The organism is Prevotella sp. 10(H) (assembly GCF_000711235.1).
Lineage (GTDB): Bacteria > Bacteroidota > Bacteroidia > Bacteroidales > Dysgonomonadaceae > Dysgonomonas.
The window spans coordinates 510,070-530,348 of record NZ_JOMI01000007.1; the positions used below are offsets into that span (position 1 = coordinate 510,070).

The following is a 20,279-nucleotide window of genomic DNA, read 5'->3' on the forward strand; positions in this document are numbered from 1 at the left end:
AACATTTATCTTTTTACTACTTTTGTACTCAATTTGACAGTCTACATTAATGCTAAAGATTAAGCGACTATATACGTTCGTAATACAAACATTCCTCCCTGTCTTCGCAATGACATTTGTGATATGTTTGTTTATTGTATTGATGCAGTTTTTATGGCGATATGTCGAAGACCTGGTAGGAAAAGGACTTAGTATGGCAGTGCTGGGCGAGTTATTTGTCTATGCGGCATTCCAGCTTATTCCGATGGCTTTACCGTTATCTTTGCTTTTAGCTTCTCTGATGGCCTTCGGAAATTTGGGAGAACGCCTTGAATTACTTGCTATTAAAGCATCCGGAGTTTCGCTGCTTAAGTCCATGAGACCTTTGATAATACTGGTCGCTTTTATATCGATAGGCGCTTTCTTCTTTCAGAATGAAGCAATGCCTCGCATACAGGTAAAACTAAGGGCACTACTGTATTCTATTAAACAGAAATCGCCCGAACTGGAAATTCCCGAAGGCTCTTTTTACAGCGATATCCCCAATTATAATCTTTATGTAAAGAAAAAAGATCGTGAAACAAAAATGTTGCACGATGTTATGATATACGATACTTCGAAAGGGTTTGATAATATGGCGGTTATTGTCTGCGATTCTGCATTGATGCGTGGATCAGAGGATAAAACATTTCTTTTGTTGAATCTCTATCATGGTCAGCAGTTTGCCAACTTCCGGCAGGCGGATATGAGCAATACATCGAGTAATAGAGGAAATAATCAGTTTGTACCGTATAGCCGTGAGAATTTTAAGGAAAAGGAAGTTATCATTCCTTTTAATACCGGATTTGACCGTATGGACGAATCGAATCTGGAAGGTACGCAGATATCTAAAAATATCGTTCAGCTCACACATTCCATAGATTCGATGAGTTCACGGCTCGATAGCATAAATATTCGTGACAGAAAGATTATAGGGCAACATACTTTCTTCTCTTATCGTAATGCGGATGCTTATGTGAAAAAACAAAGAAAGGAAGATTCTCTACGAGTTGTCAGAGGTGAAATCAAAACAAAACAATTACCAGCGAAAGTTGATTTTGATTCTTTACTTAATTCTTACAGTAAAGATCAAATGTCACAATACCTTATGTCAGCAGCCAGTGAAGCGGAAAATAACCGTTACAATATGCTGGAATCCACACAAAAGGCCGGACTTCAGAAGAATATACGGTTCCATGAAGTAGAACGTCATCAAAAATTCACGTTATCTTTTGCCTGCCTCATATTTTTCTTTATCGGTGCTCCTTTAGGGGCAATTATACGTAAAGGGGGCTTAGGAATGCCTGTCGTTGTATCAGTGGCGCTCTTTATTGTATATTATATAATCAATAATATCGGTTATAAAATGGCCCGTGACGGAGTATGGGAAGTATGGCAGGGTATGTGGCTAAGTTCGTTTGCCTTATTCCCGTTAGGCGTTTTCCTTACGTATAAGGCGATGAACGATTCGGCCTTGTTCAATCCTGAAGCCTACGGTAAATTCTTCCGGAAGATATTCTTTATAAAGACTCCTGAAAAAATTGGAGAAAATGAACGTAATGCCATTATTGATACTATACCTGCTATGTCTGAAATATCTAAATTAGGTATAGATGATGAAACTATGGCAAACCTTTTGGGGATGGATAATGATCATCTGAGAGATATCCATAAGAATTATGCCCAATACGGCTATGCAAAGAATATGCAGTTAGCTTCATTGATTTTACTTAAAGAGAGAAAAGGGGAGATAAGCGACCTTGTTGGTAATCAGAACTATAAGTTAGCTTCCGAAGACTATCAGTTATTCACTAAAAGTTCAATACTTACAGGTATCGCTTATATTTTGGCACTTATTATTTATATACTGGACATATCAAGTTTGTCAATCTCTTTTGGAATTGCATACTTGGCTCTTTTTATACGTTCTATTGTGTATTATTCTATGTTTTATGCAAATGTAGCAAAGAGTTCGAAAGTATATCATACTATAGTTTCTCTATTGGCATTTGCTGCATATCCGCTGACTTATTGGTATATAAAGAAAAAGATGGAAGAGAACCTGACGCTATTGAAAGGACACGATATTATTTAAAAGATAAGAATTAATAAACAACATATACTCCAATTATGGACAAGATAAAACTGGACACAGTAGAAGAAGCAATCGACGAAATAAGAAAAGGCAACTTTGTTATTGTAGTCGATGATGAAGACCGCGAAAATGAAGGCGACCTGATTATTGCAGCAGAAGCTATTACACCTGAAAAAATCAATTTCATGGAAACGCATGCAAGAGGGCTTATCTGTGCGCCTCTTACCGCAGAACGTTGCGAAGAACTCGATCTTCCTATGATGGTTACTCACAATACTTCTACGCATGCAACACCTTTTACGGTATCTATAGATTTACTCAAAAATGGTGTTACTACAGGGATTTCTGCTTACGATAGGGCACAAACTGTTTTGGCATTGACCCGTAAAGATACTAAACCTGAAGATTTCGGACGTCCGGGACATATTTTCCCATTAAGAGCAAAAGATAAAGGGGTTCTCAGCCGTGTAGGACATACTGAAGCTACCGTTGATTTGGCTCGTCTTGCTGGGCTATATCCGGCAGGTGTACTTATCGAAATCAAAAAAGAAGATGGGGAGATGGCCCGTTTACCCGAACTAAGGGAAATGGCTGATAAATACAACTTGAAACTTATTTCCGTTGCCGACCTTATAAAATACCGCTTGGAAAGAGAATCACTGATAGAAAAAGGTGTAGAGGTAAAAATGCCTACCGAATACGGTTATTTTCACCTGATTCCGTTCCGGCAAAAATCGACCGGACTCGATCATGTAGCCCTGATAAAAGGAACATGGGAGAAAGACGAACCGATACTTGTACGCGTTCACTCTTCGTGTGTTACGGGAGATATCTTCGGGTCGAAACGTTGCGAATGCGGAGAGCAATTGCATAAGTCGATGGAGATGATACAGAAGGAAGGTAAAGGTGTAGTAATATATCTCAATCAGGAAGGCCGCGGCATAGGACTTATGGCTAAGATGGAAGCATATAAATTGCAGGAAGAAGGCTATGATACAGTCGATGCAAACCTGCACCTGGGATACCGTGCCGATGAACGTGATTATGGAATAGGAGCATCCATACTGCGCGAACTGGGCGTATGCAAAATGCGCCTGTTGACTAACAATCCGGTAAAGCGTAAAGGTTTGGAATCGTTCGGACTTACAGTGGTGGAGAACGTACCGATAGAAGTGGAGCCGAACAAATACAATGAGTTCTATATGCATACAAAGAAGGAGCGTATGGGACATAATCTGCACAATGTCGATTAATTTAAATATATAACCAATTTAATATTATAATAGAATGTCACAAATATCAGTACGCATAGCAAGCCTTGCGGAATCAGAAACACTGGCCATGTCTCAGAAGAGCAACGAGCTTAAGGCACAGGGCGTGAATGTTATCAATCTTAGTGTGGGCGAACCGGATTTCTTTACACCTGATCATATAAAGGCCGCTGCGAAGAAAGCAATCGATGATAATTTTTCATTCTATTCACCGGTTCCCGGCTATTTGTCATTAAGGCAGGCTATTTGCAAGAAGCTGGAAACAGAAAACGGACTGAAATATTCGCCGGATCAGATTGTTTGTTCTAACGGAGCAAAACAGGATGTATGTAATGCCGTACTGTCTATAGTCAATCCCGGTGACGAGGTCATCATTCCTGCTCCATGCTGGGTTAGCTATGTGGAAATGGTGAAGCTTGCAGAAGGTAAATGTGTAATAGTTCGTGCGGGTATCGAGCAGAATTTCAAAATGACGCCTGCCCAACTAGAAGCTGCTATAACACCAAAAACAAAAGCAATTATCCTCTGCTCACCCTCAAATCCTACGGGAAGTATATATAGCAAAGCCGAACTGGAAAGTCTGGCGGCAGTACTGGCAAAATATCCGCAAATAATAATTATATCGGACGAAATATACGAGCATATCAACTATCTGGGCAAACATGAAAGTATAGCCCAGTTTGAAAATATCAGGGAGCGTGTCGTGATTATCAATGGCGTATCCAAAGCTTATGCGATGACCGGTTGGCGTCTTGGTTGGATGGCTGCTCCGAAATGGATTGCTGCAGCCTGTACAAAGTTGCAGGGACAATATTCATCGGGCCCGTCGTCTATCTCTCAGAAAGCTGCGGAAGCTGCCTATCTTGGTGATCAACAGTGTGTGGAAGATATGCGCCTTGCATTTCAACGTCGTCGCGATCTTATTGTAAAGCTTGCATCGGAGATTGAAGGATTTAAGGTGAATAAGCCGGAAGGTGCATTCTATCTTTTCCCTCAGTGCAACTATTATTTCGGTAAATCATATAATGGACGAGAAATCAATACTTCGGCCGATCTGGCTATGTTCCTGCTCGAAGAAGGCCATGTAGCCTGTGTGGGCGGACTGGCTTTCGAAGCGCCTGATTGTATCCGCTTTTCATATGCTACTTCGGATGAGAATATTGTGGAGGCAATGAGAAGGGTGAAGGAGACGTTGAGTAAGTTGAAGTGATTGGATATTGGAGATAAAAATAAAGGCTGACAATTTTAATTGCCAGCCTTTTATATTTTGAGAGGATTATGTTATTCGGAAATAACTTCTATATCATCTACATAGAGAACACTTTCTGGAGCTCCACTGAATGTATCTCCTTGACTACTGGAAGAGCATATGATTGCCATCCGATATTTTTTGTTAGGGTCGTATGTTTTGCCACTAACAGGCTCAAACTTAATTTCGAACGGTGTATATTGGGCTTTTGCCGTACCATCTTTAAGTTCAGCTCTTGCAACCAATTTGTCTGATGTATAGGCATTCAATCCAGTTAAGTACTCGTCATCATCTCCTGATATTTCATATAAGATTGCATTAATAGAACATTTATCTGTAGTATTTTCTTCTATAACAGTAACACTATAATTTTTTGGATCAGGGCAGCGGTGAAATACTGGTCCGGGAGTATATTTATAATAGCCTTTTATCGCCATAGGTTTCTTTGTGTAAGGTATTCCGAATTTGGTACTATTGAGAGTCTCGCTCATGTCTGTTATAAATTTCCCTGTAAATAATGTTCCTGATACAACTTTGGGATACGTTTTACTTCCTCCTTTTGTACCTAAAGTTTCTATACGGGCTGCTCCTTGTCCGCTATGAGCCTGATCGGTTTTTGTGACAGAATATCTATTCACCTGTCCAAATAATTTCATGAAAATAATTGGCGGATTACAAGTGCTCCAATCGCCGTATAATGGTTTATAATATCTATTTGCTTCTCCTCCTGTGTTTTCTGCTACCCATTCTTCAAAATCATTCTTTGCAATCTTATAAGAAACAGTATATTCAGTTTTGTTCTTTTCATCTTGTGCTGTGACAGTAAATTTTACAGGTCCTTTTGAGAAATCAATTTTACTATCTGATGCTGGATCAACAGTGGCATAATCAGATACCTTAATGTTTGGAGTTAATTCTTTTAAATCACTTATAGAAGCATATGGCGATACAATAAACTGTATATTAGTTCCTTCAATTATAGATTTTCCTACAATAAACATGCTACTAAAAGTTATTTCAGTTATTAATGCTTCTGTATTTTTTAGTTTATTGACTTTTACGCTATACTCAGTTTTTGTCTCTCCATCTTCAGCAGTAACAATAAATTTTACAGGTTCATCGCCAGAGAAGTCTACTTTACTACCTGAAGCAGGATTAACTGTTGCCTTAGACGAAATTTCTATCGTTGGGACAAGTTCTTTAAGGTCATTTTCATTAGCAGTATACTTTACTGAAAACTCAATATTTGTATCTTCTATTACAGGTTGATCGACCACAATTTCACTATCAAAAGTCATTTTGGTTATCAATGATTCGTTACTTTTCTGTCTTACTAGCGTTACAGTATATTCTGTTTCTTCTCCATTTTCTGCTTTAACAACAAATTTCACAGGTTCACTTCCAGAGAAATCAACCTTACTTCCTGATGCCGGATTTACAGTAGCTTTAGGTGAAATTGTAATTGTAGGCACTAACTCTTTTAGGTCTTCATTCGTAGCATTATGTGCCACAGTAAAGCTAATATTTGTTTCATCAATTACAGGTTGTTCTACTATAATTGGATTATCATTAAATGTCATTTCTATAATAAGAGCTTCTGGACTTGCTGTTTTAACAGCCGTTGCTGTATAAACATTTTTTGTCCCATCCTCAGCAGTCACCGTAAATTTCACAGGGTCACCCGAGAAGTCTACCTTACTGTCCGAAGCCGGGCTTACAGTTGCCTTATTAGAAATGGTAATAGTAGGAACCAGTTCTTTCAGGTCTTCGGCAGTAGCGTTGTATGCTACATAAAATTTGATGTCGTTGCCTTCTATCTTGGGCTGAACAGTAACAATCGGATCATCGAATTTCATTTCGGTAAGGTTCGCTTCGTTGCTTTGCGGATCATCGTCGTCACTACATGCTACAAAAGAGATCGTCATTAAAGAAATCCCTAGTACACAGAATAGTTTAAATAAATTTTTCATTTCTTTTAGTTAATTTTATCGGATTGATGTGTTAATAATGCAATGTTTATTTTGATTTTTTTTAAATTTAGCCACAAAAATAGGCACCCAATGCCGTAAAGCCTAAGAAATGTTTATTAAAATGTCAATGAGAAGTCTCTTTTAATAATATTTTAACATTCATTCACAAATCGGTTGGAAGAAAAATCTTATTATCAATTAATCAAATTGCCTTTTTATATAGCTATGTCTTTTGTTAATAGTATCTTTACAGCTTTTATATACAATAATACACACAAATAAAATGTTAAAAAGTAGAAATGTTGTAACCTTTTTAATTTTTTTGCGACATATATTTAAAAGTTTAGCAATAGGCTGATTTTGCACACAACAAACAATTTGAATGTTCATATTTTACATATCTAACTGTAAGCAAAGTGATAAGAATTAACAATTTGAACAAAACCTATTACAATGGCGCTCCACTGCACGTTTTGAAAGGTATAAATTTAGAGATAGAAAAAGGTGAGCTGGTTTCGATAATGGGTGCCTCCGGTTCGGGCAAATCTACATTACTGAATATTCTGGGCATATTGGATAATTACGACACCGGGGAATATTACCTCGATAATGTACTTATCAATAAACCGAGCGAAACACGCGCAGCCGAACTGAGGAATAAAAAAATCGGTTTTGTTTTCCAGTCTTTTAACCTGATAGCATTTAAGAATGCATTGGAAAATGTCGCCTTACCGCTTTACTATCAGGGTATGAACCGAAAGAAGAGGAACAAGCTGGCGATGGAATACCTCGATAAAATGGGACTGGCCAGCCATGCCGATCACTTGCCTAACGAGCTGTCAGGAGGACAAAAGCAACGTGTAGCCATTGCCCGTGCTTTGATCGCACAGCCACAGGTGATACTGGCCGATGAGCCTACAGGGGCGCTGGACAGTAAGACTTCAAGGGAAGTTATGGAGCTCCTCCGTGAAATAAACGGTACGGATGGTATAACCATGCTTATAGTTACGCATGAACAGGCAGTAGCAAATGCTACCGACCGTGTTATCCATATTAAGGACGGAATTATCGGTTCGATAGAGATAAATGAGAATCCTGTAATAGAAATGTAATAAAAATCAGTCTATGTTCGATTTTGATTCACTACGCGAAATCCTTTCAACTATCAGTAAGAATAAACTGCGGACTTTCCTTACAGGGCTTGCTGTAGCTTGGGGGATATTTATGCTGATTATTCTCCTTGGAGCCGGAAACGGGTTGCGCAACGGGGTTACATCCAACTTTTCGAACCGGGCGAAAAACTTGGTTACACTCTGGCCCGGATGGACTTCTATGCCGTATAACGGGCTTCCTTCGAACAGAAATATAAAATTTGATCACAAAGATTATGATCTGATAAGGAATAAGACTCCCGAAGTGGAATATGTATCTGTACGTATATTTCAAAATACCACATTGGCGAACGGAAATGAATACGGAGCATGGCAACTGATTGGAGTTACAGAAGAGGCTGCTTATATCAGAAATATAGAAGTTAAGAGCGGAGAGGGTCGTTTCCTTAATTATATGGATATAGAGAACCGCCGCAAAGTAATCGTTATAAGTCCGGATATAAAGAAGGTGCTTTTCAAAGACGAAGACCCTATAGGAAAATATGTCATTGCCGATAACAATACTGCTTATCAGGTAGTCGGCATCTACGACGATTCCAATACATTCAGCAACAATCCTCCTGCTTATATTCCGTTCACTACAGCCCAAATGTTATATAACAAAGGATGGGGATTCGGTGCCATTGACTTCACAGTAAAAGGTCTGAACACAACCGAAAAAAATGAAAAATTTATAGAACGGCTTCGGGAAAGAATGAGTAAACTGCATAACTTCGACCCTACCGACCGATCGGCATTATATATAAGAAATACGGCACAGGAAATGATGGAAGCTGAAAGTATCTTTTCGGTTATCACATTATTTATTATCGTAATAGGTGTCTCTTCACTGCTTGCAGGTATTGTAGGAGTGGGTAATATCATGTTGATTACGGTAAAAGAGCGTACGCGCGAAATAGGTATACGTAAGGCGATAGGGGCTACACCTATATCGGTGTTAAAACTCATCATTTTCGAATCTATACTGATAACATCTGTTGCCGGATATCTGGGTATGGTCGTCGGCATAGCGGTCACGGAGGCGGTAAGTTCGGCAATGGCAAGCGGCGGGTCGGACGGGCCTACTGTATTCAAAGACCCTACTGTAGACCTTACAACTGTTGTAATCGCAACCGTGGCTCTGGTTATAGCAGGTACTGTAGCCGGATTGATTCCAGCGCTAAAAGCGACCAAAGTGAGCCCGATAGAAGCAATGAGAGCCGAATAATATAAAGAATAGAAATGTTTGATTTAGACAATTGGCAAGAAATATGGGTGACAATAACCCGCAATAAGTTCCGGAGCGTACTTACGGGAATGGGGGTGTCATGGGGGCTTTTCATGCTTATCCTGCTTATAGGTATGGGAAATGCCTTTGAAGGGGGCATATTGAAGAATGTAGACGGATTTGCATCTAATGCATGCTTCTTTGGTACAGACCGTACGAGCGAAGCCTATAAAGGATTCCGTAAAGGACGTTATTGGCAAATGAATAACCGCGATCTGGTACTGATAAGACAAAAAGCAAGGTCGGTAGATTTAATATCTCCTGTTTTATTTGGCGGTAGCGGGGATAAAAACGTTGTCAACGGGCAGAAGTCCGGTTCATATGGTACACGTGGTGTATATCCTGCCCATTTCGGAGTAGAGCAACAGCATATACTTTCGGGGCGTGTATTCAACCAAATGGATGTTGATGGACACCGTAAGGTTTGTGTAATAGGTAAAGAGGTATACGAAACGCTTTTCCAGCCGGGAGAAACTGCAGAAGGTAAATATATACGCGTCAATGGAATCTACTTTCAGGTGATTGGCGTTATCAGGCCGAAGTCGCAGCTTAGCATCGGAGGAGATGTGGAATCAACCGTGTTTTTACCATTTACAACAATGCAACGTGCATTTAATCAGGGGGATATAATACACTTTCTTGCATGTACCACCAAATCCGGCTACACGGGTGAAATGGTAGAAGAAGAAGTGACAAATATACTTAAGGCATCTCACGATATAGCGCCTACAGATGAAAAGGCAGTGCGGAGCTTCAATATAGAAAAGGAATTCCAGATATTTAATAATCTTTTTATCGGGATTAACTTCCTTATCTGGTTTGTTGGGGGAGGAGCGCTACTGTCGGGAATAATCGGTATCAGTAATATTATGCTGGTAACCGTCAGGGAACGTACGCGCGAAATCGGAGTGCGGAGGGCACTCGGGGCAAAGCCGCTTGTAATAGTAAAACAAATATTGAGCGAAAGTTTTGTTCTGACAGCCTTAGCCGGTTTTTTAGGTTTCTTTACGGGTATTGTTCTTGTAGAAATATTGAATGTCGCTATGAGTCAGAATATGGGTGATGATGTATTCCTTATACCGCCATATGTATCTTTCGGCACAGCTATAAAAGCCATGGTAGTACTGATTATATCCGGAGTACTTGCGGGACTTATGCCGGCAATGCGTGCTCTGAGTATCAAAGCTATAGATGCGATCAGGGATGAATGAACCTGAACAGAAAATATGAAATTATTATTAATCAAAATACAGAGTAGAAAAATTGAAAACTAATATATTATGAAAAAGGTTCTGAAAATAGTTTTGTTGATCTTTATAGGCGTCCTTTTTATCGGCACGATGGTATTCCTTTTTATAAAGAATCAACCGAAAGAAGTAATATACGAAATTGTTACTGTCGATGAAGGCAATGTGGAAAAAACATCTGTTGCAACAGGAAAGGTTTCTCCGCGTGACGAAATCCTGATCAAACCGCAGGTACCGGGTATTATTAACGAAGTACTAAAAGAAGCCGGCGATTTTGTGAAGCAGGGAGATATTATTGCTACCGTAAAAGTTGTTCCGGATATAGCACAATTGAATTCTGCCGAGTCGAGTGTGAATGTTGCAAAAATAAACCTTAAGCAAATCGAGCTGGAGTATCTGCGACAGAAAGACCTATATGCTAAAAATGTAATAGCCAAAGAAGAAATGGATAAGTCTGAAGCCGAATACCAAAAGGCTCTAGAAGATCTGGATAACTCGAAGGATAATCTGGATATTATAAAAACCGGTATATCTAAAAAGACTGCGCAATATAGTAATACACAGATACGTTCTACCATTACCGGAATGATACTCGATGTTCCTATCAAAGCAGGTAACTCTGTTATACAGGCGAATTCCTTCAACGATGGTACAACTATAGCTACCGTAGCTAATATGAACGATATGATATTTATCGGTAAGATCGACGAAACGGAAGTAGGCCGCGTTCATACAGGTATGCCAATCAAGTTATCGATAGGAGCTATAGACGGCCAGAAGTTCGACGCAGACCTCGAATATATAGCGCCTAAAGGAGTGGAAGAAAACGGGGCCATTCTTTTCGAGATAAAAGCAGCCGCGCGTATTCCTGATACGGTGCTTGTAAGGGCAGGATATAGTGCAAATGCAGAGATTGTGCTAAATAAAGTGGAGAAAATTTTGACAATACCGGAAAGTACTATTACTTTTAGCAACGATTCCTCATATGTATACCTGTTGACGGACACAACCGATCATAAACAGGTATTTGACAGAAGACATATAAAAATTGGCCTTTCTGATGGCATAAAAGTGGAAGTTAAAGAAGGCCTTAACAAAGGAGATAAAGTACGAGGCAATGAAGTTGTGGCAAATGCAAAGAAATAGCCTAAACACTAAACAAAACATATGAAAAAGTATTTAATTACATGTAGTTTAATTCTTGTGTCCTTAACTACACAGGCACAAGGACGATGGTCATTAAGACAATGTGTCGACTATGCCGTCCGGAATAATTTAGATTTAAAACAGCAATCGTTAGAGGTCAGGAACTCAGAAATAAATTTAAGTACGAGTAAAAACAGCCGTTTACCTGATTTGAATGCAAGTCTGGGACAGAGCTTCAATTTTGGACGTTCCACTCTCGGTTCTAATATATCGGAATCGGTAAACTCGGCCCGTTCATCTTTTGATGTAACTACCTCGGTGCCTTTATTTACCGGATTTAGTATTCCTAATCAGATTAAAGCTAATCAGTTGAATTTATATGCTGCTGTGGAAGGATTGAAAAAGGCGAAAGAAAACCTTGAATTAGAGGTGGTATCGCTTTATCTGGATGTCCTGTTTAAAAAGGAGATATTAAAAGCTAATCAGGATCAGGCTGCGTTAAGTGTTTTACAGGTAGAGCGTACAAGCATGCTTGTGGAATCGGGCAAAGTGCCGGGTTCGCAGTTATATGATATGAAAGCTCAGCTGGCAGAAGATGAACTGAACGTAACGGTGGCTGAAAATAATCTGGATTTATCTTTACTCAATCTTTCGCAGGCTCTTAATTTACCCTCAAATGAATCATTCGATATAGAAGAGCCGAATGTAGGAGATGATATGGTAGTTAATAATCTGGGAAGTGTACTCCCTCCGGCCGATGTATACCGTATGGCTTTGGGTATCAAGCCGCATATACGCGAAGCTGAATATAAACTGTTGAGCAGCAAAAGAAGTCTGAAAGTTGCTCAGGCGGACTATTGGCCTACTCTTAGTTTCAACGCAGGATACGGAACTTCATACCAAAGCGTTTCCGGTCAATCGAATCCAAGCTTTAGCAGCCAGATACGGGATTTTGGTTCGGAATATTTGAATTTTAGTTTAAGAATTCCTATCTTTAACCGTTTTGCGACAAGAAATAAAGTGCGCGCTGCCCGTCTGGAGATTGAAAATATGGATTTGGCGTTGGAAAATGTGAAACTTGCACTTTATAAAGAAATTCAACAGGCTTACCAGAGTGCTGTGGCTGCACAGGCAAAATTTAATTCGACAACGAAAGCCTATGAGGCATCTGACGAATCTTTCAAGTATGCCCGCGAGCGTTACGATATAGGTAAATCTACCGTTTTTGAATACAACGAAGCACAGACAAAGTTGCTTAAGAGTAAATCGGAACGTATACAGGCAAAATATGAATTTATTTTTAAAGCTAAAATTCTCGATTTCTACCAAGGTAAGCAAATCGATATAGAATAATAAGATATAGTAGTTTAGTGAAGCGCCTTCTATAATGATTAAAGCCCTGTGATTATATTTATCACAGGGCTTTTTTACTTCTTTGCGAATAGTTTAAATACCTATCATAAGGCCGATAGTGTATGTTTTCAGTTTAGGCCCTTTGTCTTTCGGGAACATAGAAAAGGGTGAAAGATAGGTGTAGACATTAATACCACGTATACCAGCCTGTAACCTGAATTTCATATCCACTGGACGTATATTTAAATCCTGCCCCATACTAACCTTGTGGGTTCCTTCTTCATCTTTGAATTTCACCTGCGATTTGGAATAGTATTTGAAGAACCCTACAACACCAGCCGAAACATGAAAATGCGAGACCTGATATTCCAGCAAGAGAGGAACAGTTACATAATAAGCAATCAATTGCGTAGCTTTATAATTCACACCTTTCGGCGCGGGTTCGAATACGGTAATCCCGTCTCTTTTGGTTAGTGCAGAGTTATCATCGAAATGATAACGTGACCATTCGCTTCCGATGCCGCTTACTATAAGCCAGTTGGAGTTTTTTATCTGTTTATGGAAATCGAACAGATTGACCGTGAAATTGTGAGAAGTACTCATTTTCAAGCGTCCATGAGGAATATCGCTGTAATTCATGAACCCCATGCCGATTCCTGTCCAGTGTGGACTGAGATTCTTTTTCTTTTTCCATGAGAAAATGAAATTATAGGATGAACCGTCGTACATCACTTTGCTTTCGGGCTCGGTTACCGTGGGGATAATTTTTTCGGTTTCGGTGCGGGTAGTTATAATGTTACCTGTAATGGTGTCGGTCACTGTTTCGGTTACAACGGTTTTGATGATTGTATCCTGAACATGCTTTATATCATCCGCTTTTACACAGATAGTAAACAGGAGTAGTGCTGCTATAGTAAAGAGTTGTTTCATAATATATGGGTGTTTATAGTTTAATACGTTTATTGTTCACATAGATGAAAAGGTCTTTCAGTTTTTTCAACTCGACTTCGAGATGCCCCGACGGAAAATTGCCTTTCAGATAAACAAGGGTGATTTTCTTGCCTTTGTTTTTGTACAGGATAAACTCACTGTTGCTGGTTTTATTCCTTCCTATGTAGTAAGAAGCCGATTCAATCAATCCGTCTTTTTTTACCTCCGATATTGTTATTTTACCTTGTGTATCAGACTTCAAAGCATTCAGGATATCCTGTCTGTTCTGCGTATTTTCGTCCAGTATCAGGCTTTTGTAAAAGGTGATATTACTGCCTTGTGATAGCACATCCGACGATAACTGTAGTAATACCGAACCTTCACGCTTTCCGTATTTGTCGAACATTTCTTCTGTTTTCAGAGCGCTGTTTTGCGAAAAAGCACACAGTGAAATAAATTGTACGACTATGGATAATATAAATATTTTTTGTTTCATAATCAGCTGTTTATTCTGTAAATGAATCGAGTATGCTTATTTGCGAATCTATAACGTCCTCGTCTAACTGCGATACGTTTTCGATAGATATAAGAGCTTCAGAGTTAATTGCCTCCGTGTTTGTAATCTTTTTGCCGTCTATATACAACAGCGATTTGGAAACTTCTTCATTCATATCGAAGAAAATAGATTTTACCGTAATCAGTAAGAGTATGCTGGCAGCAATACTTACCCATGCATAAAGCGGAATCTTCCTTTTTTTCTTTTCTATGCTGATTTCTTTCCTTTCTTCCGAAAAAAAGTTGAACATAGGCGCATACATTTTATGCCGTTCTTCTATTTCCGGTTGGCGGAAATACTGCCGGAGCGTCTTTTCTTCTTCAAGAGAAGTCAGTCCTTCGAAGTATTTTTCTAATATGTTATCTATTTCATTCATCATATTCGATGCATAGTTTGGTTGATACTGATAAATCGTTCCCTTACTGTTTTCCGTGCCCGCGAAAGATTTACCCTTATAGTACTTTCTTCGGCACCCGTTATTTCTGCTATTTCGCTGAGTTCGTACGCTTCTACATCCCTCATAAGCATAATTCTTCGTTGGGTTTCAGGTAAAGAGTCGATAATTCTTCGTATGATGGCTACGCTGTCCTGCTGTTCGGTATATGTATAGGGAGTTTCGGAGTTTTCAGCTGCAGGCATACTGTCTATGGCGATAGTATGTTTCTCGCTCCTCAACCGGTCTATACATATATTTTTCACTGTCTGCATGGCAAATCCTCCTATATTAGGATGAGCATCGAGCTGGTTGCGTACATTCCAAAGCCTTAAAAAAGCTTCCTGAACGGCATCTTCTGCATCGACCTCGTTCCTTAGCATACCTTTTGCAAAAACCTGCAGCTTTTCGCGCAAGGGTATTACTGTAGATTTGAATTTTTCTAACTCCATTTTATAAGGTAACGGAGTAGACGGAAAATTGTAACATCAGTTATCTAATTTTTTTAGAGACGTGAGCTCATAGCATTGTTAAGGTAAAGATAATATAGATTTAAGAAAGGATAATCTTTTTTCTCAAAAAGGAATATTATTGTGAAGTATGGGCATTTTTCGTGTTATAATAGATAGTAAAGAGCCTGTAAATGACTAATCGTCTCCGATAAGGTCATTGTACAGGCCTTTTAGCCTATCGCGCAGATGTAATACGGCATAGCGCTTGCGTGAGATTAGAGTGTTTACGGTTACTCCTGTAGCTTCGGATATTTCTTTAAAAGAAAAACCTTCGAGTTCAGTGAGTTCAAAAACCTGCCGTTGCTCTTCGGGTAGTTCCGCCAGAGCAACTTCCAGTTCATCCCATACCAGCGAACGTAAGTATTCTTTCTCGGGAGAAGAGCTTTCATCCAGCAACAGTCCTGTGATTTCGGCAAGGAACATCTCTTCGCCCTTTTCGTTGGTCACTGTTTTCATTTCTTCTTCTTTATGCTTACGGCTGCGGTCTATGATCTGGTTATTGGCAACAGAATATAGCCATGCCGAAATCTGCTCGATAGGTTTTTCTATCAAGTCTATTTTGGAGAGTTGGTAGAAGACATTTTGCAGGATGTCTTCCCCGTCCTCTTTGGATATTACGCGTTTAGCGATGTAGTTTTTCAGTTGAGCACGATATTTCGTGAATATATCGGAAACATTGTGCTCATTCGCAATATTATCTGTCATTTGTTATTCCTGATTATCTTCAGGCTGAGGTTTACAACCATCCCCGAAGAATCCGTCACTGAAAGGATGCCCGCATCTCATGCGCTCGCGGATATATTCCCGCTTTTCGTCGCGCGACATCCCCTCCATTCTACTCTTCATTTCATGAAAAGCCTTATGGTCATGCTGTCCGCATCTGTTCCAAAAATGGCCTTTTCCGAATCGTCCGAATCCACCCAGTAAAAGACGGCAGAGTATCATTAATCCGGCAGCCTGCCAGTAATTTATGGCCGACCAGCCTATGATCGATGGAATCAAGGCATTCCAGAGTAACATTACTATTGCTATGGCACCGGCAAATACCAGTAGGAAGAGGAATGCTCCTAAAAACTTTTTCTTTTTATTCATTTTGCACATCTGTATATTATTCTTTTGTTATTAATTCTATTGCATTTGAAGGGCAGACAGAGTTACATTTACCGCAGTTGCTGCATTTGCGTCCAAATATTCGTAAAGATATGACTTCATGCCTTTTTCTCTTAAACATTTCATGTTTCTTTTAGTTTTCTCATTTATTTTACTATTGAAGATATATCTCTATAGCTTATGACGAATGAGCCTGAATAATATTTTAAAAGATTTGATTTTTTTATTTTTTGGAAAAATGATATTAAAAGTGAGGTTTTCATGTTCTTGATATTATAATGCTATTTTTTTAAATTTTTCTGCTATCTTTTTTGTTTTAGATTAACATAAATCTCACTCTTTTACTATAACTTAGAACACGAAAAATAAATCACGTTAACTTTGTTCATACCTTATGGAAAAAATCACGTCTACCGAAGTGCTCGAATGGGCAAAACAATTCCTTGACAAAGCGGAAAAAGAGTTAACACCCGAAGAGGTGAAAGAACAAAAGAAGTTTGCTTCGCTGATACAGACTCCGGCGAATAAGACCTTATTGTCGAAAATGCTGGACGAATCGTCGCAGATTCGCGATAATAAGAAACTGGCAAGGCGCATGAAGCTTCTTATCGAAGAGTATGGTGTACCTGACTTTTTCAGTTCGTTCGACCGCTTTCAGTTGAGGCTGTTTACCAGTATAGGCTATTTGTTCGACGGTATATCCATACCTCTCTTCAAAGACAGGTTGCGCAAAGAAACGGATAAGATAATTATCTCGGAAGAACGTCCTGCACTTACGGGACACTTAGCAGGAAGGTGGAAAGGCAAGATAGGGCAAAATGTAAACCTTTTGGGTGAGGTTGTCCTCGGCGACGGGGAAGCCCGGCATCGCTACGAGCATTATCTGGAAGCACTGAAAGAGCCGGATATCAATTATATATCCATCAAATTATCGGGTATCTATGCACAAATCCATCCGTTAAGCTACGAGCAGAATAAGAAAGAGTTGTGCAAGTTGGTAGCTACTATCTATCAGCAGGCAATCGACAATCCATATACCGATTTGGACGGAGTGACAAAACCTAAGTTCGTGAATCTGGATATGGAGGAATACAAAGATACCGAACTTACGCTCGATGTATTTGAAGAAGTATTGAGTATGCCTCAATTTAAAAACTATACAGCCGGTATCGTCGTGCAGGCTTACCTACCTGACGCAGGTCTATTCCAAGAGCGGCTGCTCAAATTCGCCAAGAAACGCTATGCAGAAGGCGGCGCTCCATTGAAAATGCGTCTGGTAAAAGGTGCGAACCTGCAAATGGAAAGCATTATCTCCTCTCTTCGCGGATGGACGAATCCGGTATTACCCACAAAAGTAGATGTGGACGCCAATTATATGCATATCCTCGATATAGCATTACAGCCTGAGAATGCGAAGGCAATGCATGTGGGTGTAGCATCACATAATTTCTTTAGCATTGCATATGCTTACTTGTTAGGTGAAAGGAACGGCACTTCGGAGTATGTTACATTCGAAATGCTCGAAGGTATGGCAAATAACCTGCCGCGTGTAATGAGGAATTTCGGCAAACAGATAATTTTGTATACTCCTGTGGTAAAAAAAGAGCATTTTCTGAATGCAGTATCGTATCTTGTGCGTCGCTTGGATGAAAATACCGGAAAAGATAACTTCCTCAGTTATTCGTTCAATCTGAAACTGGATAGCCCGCAATGGAACTTCCTTGCCAATCAATTCCTTGAGGCATATAAATTGAAAGACAGTGTGCAGCCGAAGACTTTCCGCACGCAAAATAGAAAGGAAAAACCGATTCCTGTAAAAGATATAAATGTGTTCCATAACGAACCCGATACCGACCTCGACCTGCACGAAAATAGGGAGTGGGCTTTGGAAGCATTACGCAAATGGGGTACATTGGTAAATGATAAAAACTTTGTGGTGCCTGTACAAATCGGCGATAAGGAAGTATTGACCGAAAATAAGAAGAAGTATTACGACCGTAGCCGCAACGATCAGGTATGTTTCTGTGAAGCCAATCTCTCATCATTGGAACAGATAAAGGAAATTATCGCCATAGCCGAAGAAGATAAATCCGGGTGGAGAAAGACGGATGTCAACAAGCGCAACGAAATACTGCATAAGGTAGCAGATAACCTGAGCGCTAAGCGTGGTGACCTGATCGGCTGTATGTCTGCCATCACAGGAAAGACCTTTACGGAGGGAGATGTGGAAGTATCGGAAGCTATCGACTTCTGCCGATTCTATCCGATTACTATGAAGCATTTCGATGAACTGAAAACCGTTACGAATACACCAAAAGGTATTATTCTTGTTATTCCGCCATGGAACTTCCCGCTGGCAATTCCTGTAGGTGGAGTCGCTTCTGCGTTGGCAGGAGGCAATACGGTTATACTAAAACCTGCGACTGTCGCCCTGCCTATTGCCTGGGAATTCGCTCAATGCTTCTGGGATGCAGGTGTGCCGAAAGATACGTTGCAGGTAGTTTGCAGCGCCGACCGTTCGTCGTTGAATTACCTGACTGCTCATCCGTCTGTTAAACATGTGATATTGACAGGAGGAACGGATACGGCATTCCGTCTGTTGGAGAATAGCCCGCGTACACCACTTTCGGCCGAAACGGGAGGTAAGAATGCAATTATCCTTACAGGACATGGTGACCAAGACCATGCTATATTGAATGTTGTATCTTCTGCATTCAGTAATGCAGGGCAGAAATGTTCAGCATGTTCGCTGCTATTGGTTGATAAAAAAACATATAACGATGAGAACTTCAAATCGAAACTGAAAGATGCTGTAATAAGCATGCGCACAGGTAGCGTTTGGGATACAATGAATATGGTAGGCCCGATGATTACCAATGATAACGATAAACTGCTGCATGCAATCGAGCATCTCGAAGAAGGCGAATCGTGGCTTGTGGCTCCGGAATTCCTCGATGAGAAGAAATATATATTGAAACCGACTGTAAAATGGGGTGTGAAACCGACTAGCTTTACATTCCAAAATGAACTGTTTGCACCGCTATTGTCCGTTGTTTGTATCGATGACTTAGAGCAGGGAATCGAATATGCCAATTCATCCGAATACGGATTGACTGCCGGACTGCAAAGTCTGGACGAGGACGAACAATTATTGTGGAAAAACAGTATAGAAGCCGGAAATCTTTACATCAACCGTGGTATTACGGGTGCTATTGTAAACCGTCAGCCATTCGGCGGGATGAAGCGTTCGGCATTCGGCGGCGGTATAAAAGCCGGAGGGCCTAATTATGTATCCTGCTTTGTAGAATTTACGGAGAAAGAAGTTCCGGCTGTTTCCGCTAAATCTCCTTTATCCGAACTGCTGACCGATGAAAAAGATAAAGCCCGACTGAATTTTGCGCAGGAAAGCTATACGAATGCATGGGGCACTGAATTTTCTCAGGAGAGGGATGTTAACCATATCTACGGCGAAGAAAATACATTCCGTTACCTGCCGTTGAAGAGTGTCGGACTACGTATTCAGGAAACAGACAATCTATGCGATGTTCTGCTGATACTTACAGCATCGACTATGGCTAAAACTCCTGTTACGGTAAGTATATCGGGTGCAGATAAGAAATTGCAGGTAATAGATAAAGCTGCTTCAACCCTAATGGGCATCCAAGTGAAGGTACAGGACGAAAATGAGTTTGTAGAAGAAATGGATCGGTATGAACGTATCCGTACCTGTACCTCCGATTTATCGGATGTCATCTACCTGAAAGCGGCTAAACTGGGTAAGCACATTGCCAATAACAAGCCGTTGGTAGAAGGCCGTCTTGAATTACTGCATTATCTGAAAGAGCAAAGTATTGCCTACGAGTATCATCGTTATGGCAGTATTTTCGGCGATGATAAATAATTGATAGTTACGAGTTACAGGTTGCGAGTTACGAGTTTTTTACGGCTTG

At 40.0% G+C, this 20,279-nt stretch carries 17 protein-coding genes; 9 read left to right on the forward strand and 8 right to left on the reverse strand.

The genetic code is table 11. The annotated features are described in order from the left end of the window. The first annotated feature begins 49 nt into the window (after window positions 1–49). Genes K348_RS0113680 through K348_RS0113690 form a run of 3 tightly spaced genes read left to right on the forward strand, consistent with a single transcriptional unit; the run spans window position 50 to window position 4,594 of the window. On the forward strand, window positions 50–2,113 hold the full coding sequence (locus K348_RS0113680; RefSeq protein WP_051697886.1) for an LptF/LptG family permease: 2,064 nt from the start codon (window positions 50–52) through the stop codon (window positions 2,111–2,113). A 35-nt stretch (window positions 2,114–2,148) separates the two neighbouring features. Next, window positions 2,149–3,366: a bifunctional 3,4-dihydroxy-2-butanone-4-phosphate synthase/GTP cyclohydrolase II gene (locus K348_RS0113685; RefSeq protein ID WP_029905648.1), complete on the forward strand. Its 1,218-nt coding sequence runs from the start codon at window positions 2,149–2,151 to the stop codon at window positions 3,364–3,366. A 34-nt stretch (window positions 3,367–3,400) separates the two neighbouring features. Then, entirely contained in the window at window positions 3,401–4,594 is a 1,194-nt protein-coding gene (locus K348_RS0113690) for a pyridoxal phosphate-dependent aminotransferase (protein WP_029905650.1), read from the forward strand. Between the two features lie 71 nt (window positions 4,595–4,665). Here the strand turns inward: K348_RS0113690 and K348_RS18845 are convergent, their stop codons facing one another. After that, window positions 4,666–6,603: a PCMD domain-containing protein gene (locus K348_RS18845; RefSeq protein ID WP_081852577.1), complete on the reverse strand. Its 1,938-nt coding sequence runs from the start codon at window positions 6,601–6,603 to the stop codon at window positions 4,666–4,668. A gap of 416 nt (window positions 6,604–7,019) precedes the next feature. Here K348_RS18845 and K348_RS0113700 point away from each other — a divergent pair, with 416 nt between their 5' ends. The 5 genes from K348_RS0113700 to K348_RS0113720 all read left to right on the forward strand — a co-directional run bounded on the left by K348_RS0113700 (window position 7,020) and on the right by K348_RS0113720 (window position 12,788). Continuing rightward, window positions 7,020–7,715: an ABC transporter ATP-binding protein gene (locus K348_RS0113700; RefSeq protein WP_029905654.1), complete on the forward strand. Its 696-nt coding sequence runs from the start codon at window positions 7,020–7,022 to the stop codon at window positions 7,713–7,715. Between the two features lie 13 nt (window positions 7,716–7,728). After that, on the forward strand, window positions 7,729–8,982 hold the full coding sequence (locus K348_RS0113705) for an ABC transporter permease (RefSeq protein WP_029905663.1): 1,254 nt from the start codon (window positions 7,729–7,731) through the stop codon (window positions 8,980–8,982). Window positions 8,983–8,996: 14 nt separating this feature from the next. Next, entirely contained in the window at window positions 8,997–10,253 is a 1,257-nt protein-coding gene (locus K348_RS0113710; RefSeq protein ID WP_029905664.1) for an ABC transporter permease, read from the forward strand. Window positions 10,254–10,322: 69 nt separating this feature from the next. Next, window positions 10,323–11,435 carry an efflux RND transporter periplasmic adaptor subunit gene (locus K348_RS0113715; RefSeq protein WP_029905666.1) on the forward strand — a complete coding sequence of 371 codons (1,113 nt, stop codon included), beginning with the start codon at window positions 10,323–10,325 and terminating at the stop codon, window positions 11,433–11,435. 21 nt (window positions 11,436–11,456) lie between these two features. Continuing rightward, complete coding sequence (locus K348_RS0113720; protein WP_029905668.1) at window positions 11,457–12,788, forward strand: TolC family protein; 1,332 nt, start codon at window positions 11,457–11,459, stop codon at window positions 12,786–12,788. A 93-nt stretch (window positions 12,789–12,881) separates the two neighbouring features. Here the strand turns inward: K348_RS0113720 and K348_RS0113725 are convergent, their stop codons facing one another. The 7 genes from K348_RS0113725 to K348_RS19065 form a co-directional block, all read right to left on the reverse strand. After that, complete coding sequence (locus K348_RS0113725) at window positions 12,882–13,718, reverse strand: hypothetical protein (protein WP_029905670.1); 837 nt, start codon at window positions 13,716–13,718, stop codon at window positions 12,882–12,884. 13 nt (window positions 13,719–13,731) lie between these two features. Next, on the reverse strand, window positions 13,732–14,214 hold the full coding sequence (locus K348_RS0113730; protein WP_029905672.1) for a hypothetical protein: 483 nt from the start codon (window positions 14,212–14,214) through the stop codon (window positions 13,732–13,734). A 10-nt stretch (window positions 14,215–14,224) separates the two neighbouring features. Then, window positions 14,225–14,653 (reverse strand): hypothetical protein, encoded by a 429-nt coding sequence (locus tag K348_RS0113735; RefSeq protein WP_197027669.1) that lies wholly within the window; start codon window positions 14,651–14,653, stop codon window positions 14,225–14,227. After that, complete coding sequence (locus tag K348_RS0113740; RefSeq protein WP_029905677.1) at window positions 14,650–15,159, reverse strand: RNA polymerase sigma factor; 510 nt, start codon at window positions 15,157–15,159, stop codon at window positions 14,650–14,652. The genes K348_RS0113735 and K348_RS0113740 overlap by 4 nt, the downstream gene beginning before the upstream one ends. Before the next feature lie 195 nt (window positions 15,160–15,354). Next, complete coding sequence (locus tag K348_RS0113745; RefSeq protein ID WP_029905679.1) at window positions 15,355–15,924, reverse strand: RNA polymerase sigma factor; 570 nt, start codon at window positions 15,922–15,924, stop codon at window positions 15,355–15,357. Between the two features lie 3 nt (window positions 15,925–15,927). Further along, entirely contained in the window at window positions 15,928–16,311 is a 384-nt protein-coding gene (locus tag K348_RS0113750; RefSeq protein WP_051697890.1) for an alkaline shock response membrane anchor protein AmaP, read from the reverse strand. 16 nt (window positions 16,312–16,327) lie between these two features. Continuing rightward, complete coding sequence (locus K348_RS19065; protein WP_081852578.1) at window positions 16,328–16,450, reverse strand: 4Fe-4S binding protein; 123 nt, start codon at window positions 16,448–16,450, stop codon at window positions 16,328–16,330. A gap of 273 nt (window positions 16,451–16,723) precedes the next feature. On the opposite strand from K348_RS19065, the gene K348_RS0113755 reads away from it, so the two are divergent. Beyond that, window positions 16,724–20,230, forward strand: coding sequence for a bifunctional proline dehydrogenase/L-glutamate gamma-semialdehyde dehydrogenase (locus K348_RS0113755; protein WP_029905683.1), 3,507 nt, complete (start codon window positions 16,724–16,726; stop codon window positions 20,228–20,230). The last annotated feature ends 49 nt before the right edge of the window (window positions 20,231–20,279 follow it).

What these genes read in the sequence shown, in the direction of transcription:
- K348_RS0113680 (WP_051697886.1), top strand. Translation starts at nt 50, where the DNA reads ATGCTAAAGATTAAGCGACTATATACGTTCGTAATACAAACATTCCTC.
- K348_RS0113685 (WP_029905648.1), top strand. Translation starts at nt 2,149, where the DNA reads ATGGACAAGATAAAACTGGACACAGTAGAAGAAGCAATCGACGAAATA.
- K348_RS0113690 (WP_029905650.1), top strand. Translation starts at nt 3,401, where the DNA reads ATGTCACAAATATCAGTACGCATAGCAAGCCTTGCGGAATCAGAAACA.
- K348_RS18845 (WP_081852577.1), bottom strand. Translation starts at nt 6,603, where the DNA reads ATGAAAAATTTATTTAAACTATTCTGTGTACTAGGGATTTCTTTAATG.
- K348_RS0113705 (WP_029905663.1), top strand. Translation starts at nt 7,729, where the DNA reads ATGTTCGATTTTGATTCACTACGCGAAATCCTTTCAACTATCAGTAAG.
- K348_RS0113710 (WP_029905664.1), top strand. Translation starts at nt 8,997, where the DNA reads ATGTTTGATTTAGACAATTGGCAAGAAATATGGGTGACAATAACCCGC.
- K348_RS0113715 (WP_029905666.1), top strand. Translation starts at nt 10,323, where the DNA reads ATGAAAAAGGTTCTGAAAATAGTTTTGTTGATCTTTATAGGCGTCCTT.
- K348_RS0113720 (WP_029905668.1), top strand. Translation starts at nt 11,457, where the DNA reads ATGAAAAAGTATTTAATTACATGTAGTTTAATTCTTGTGTCCTTAACT.
- K348_RS0113725 (WP_029905670.1), bottom strand. Translation starts at nt 13,718, where the DNA reads ATGAAACAACTCTTTACTATAGCAGCACTACTCCTGTTTACTATCTGT.
- K348_RS0113730 (WP_029905672.1), bottom strand. Translation starts at nt 14,214, where the DNA reads ATGAAACAAAAAATATTTATATTATCCATAGTCGTACAATTTATTTCA.
- K348_RS0113735 (WP_197027669.1), bottom strand. Translation starts at nt 14,653, where the DNA reads ATGATGAATGAAATAGATAACATATTAGAAAAATACTTCGAAGGACTG.
- K348_RS0113740 (WP_029905677.1), bottom strand. Translation starts at nt 15,159, where the DNA reads ATGGAGTTAGAAAAATTCAAATCTACAGTAATACCCTTGCGCGAAAAG.
- K348_RS0113745 (WP_029905679.1), bottom strand. Translation starts at nt 15,924, where the DNA reads ATGACAGATAATATTGCGAATGAGCACAATGTTTCCGATATATTCACG.
- K348_RS0113750 (WP_051697890.1), bottom strand. Translation starts at nt 16,311, where the DNA reads ATGAATAAAAAGAAAAAGTTTTTAGGAGCATTCCTCTTCCTACTGGTA.
- K348_RS19065 (WP_081852578.1), bottom strand. Translation starts at nt 16,450, where the DNA reads ATGTTTAAGAGAAAAAGGCATGAAGTCATATCTTTACGAATATTTGGA.
- K348_RS0113755 (WP_029905683.1), top strand. Translation starts at nt 16,724, where the DNA reads ATGGAAAAAATCACGTCTACCGAAGTGCTCGAATGGGCAAAACAATTC.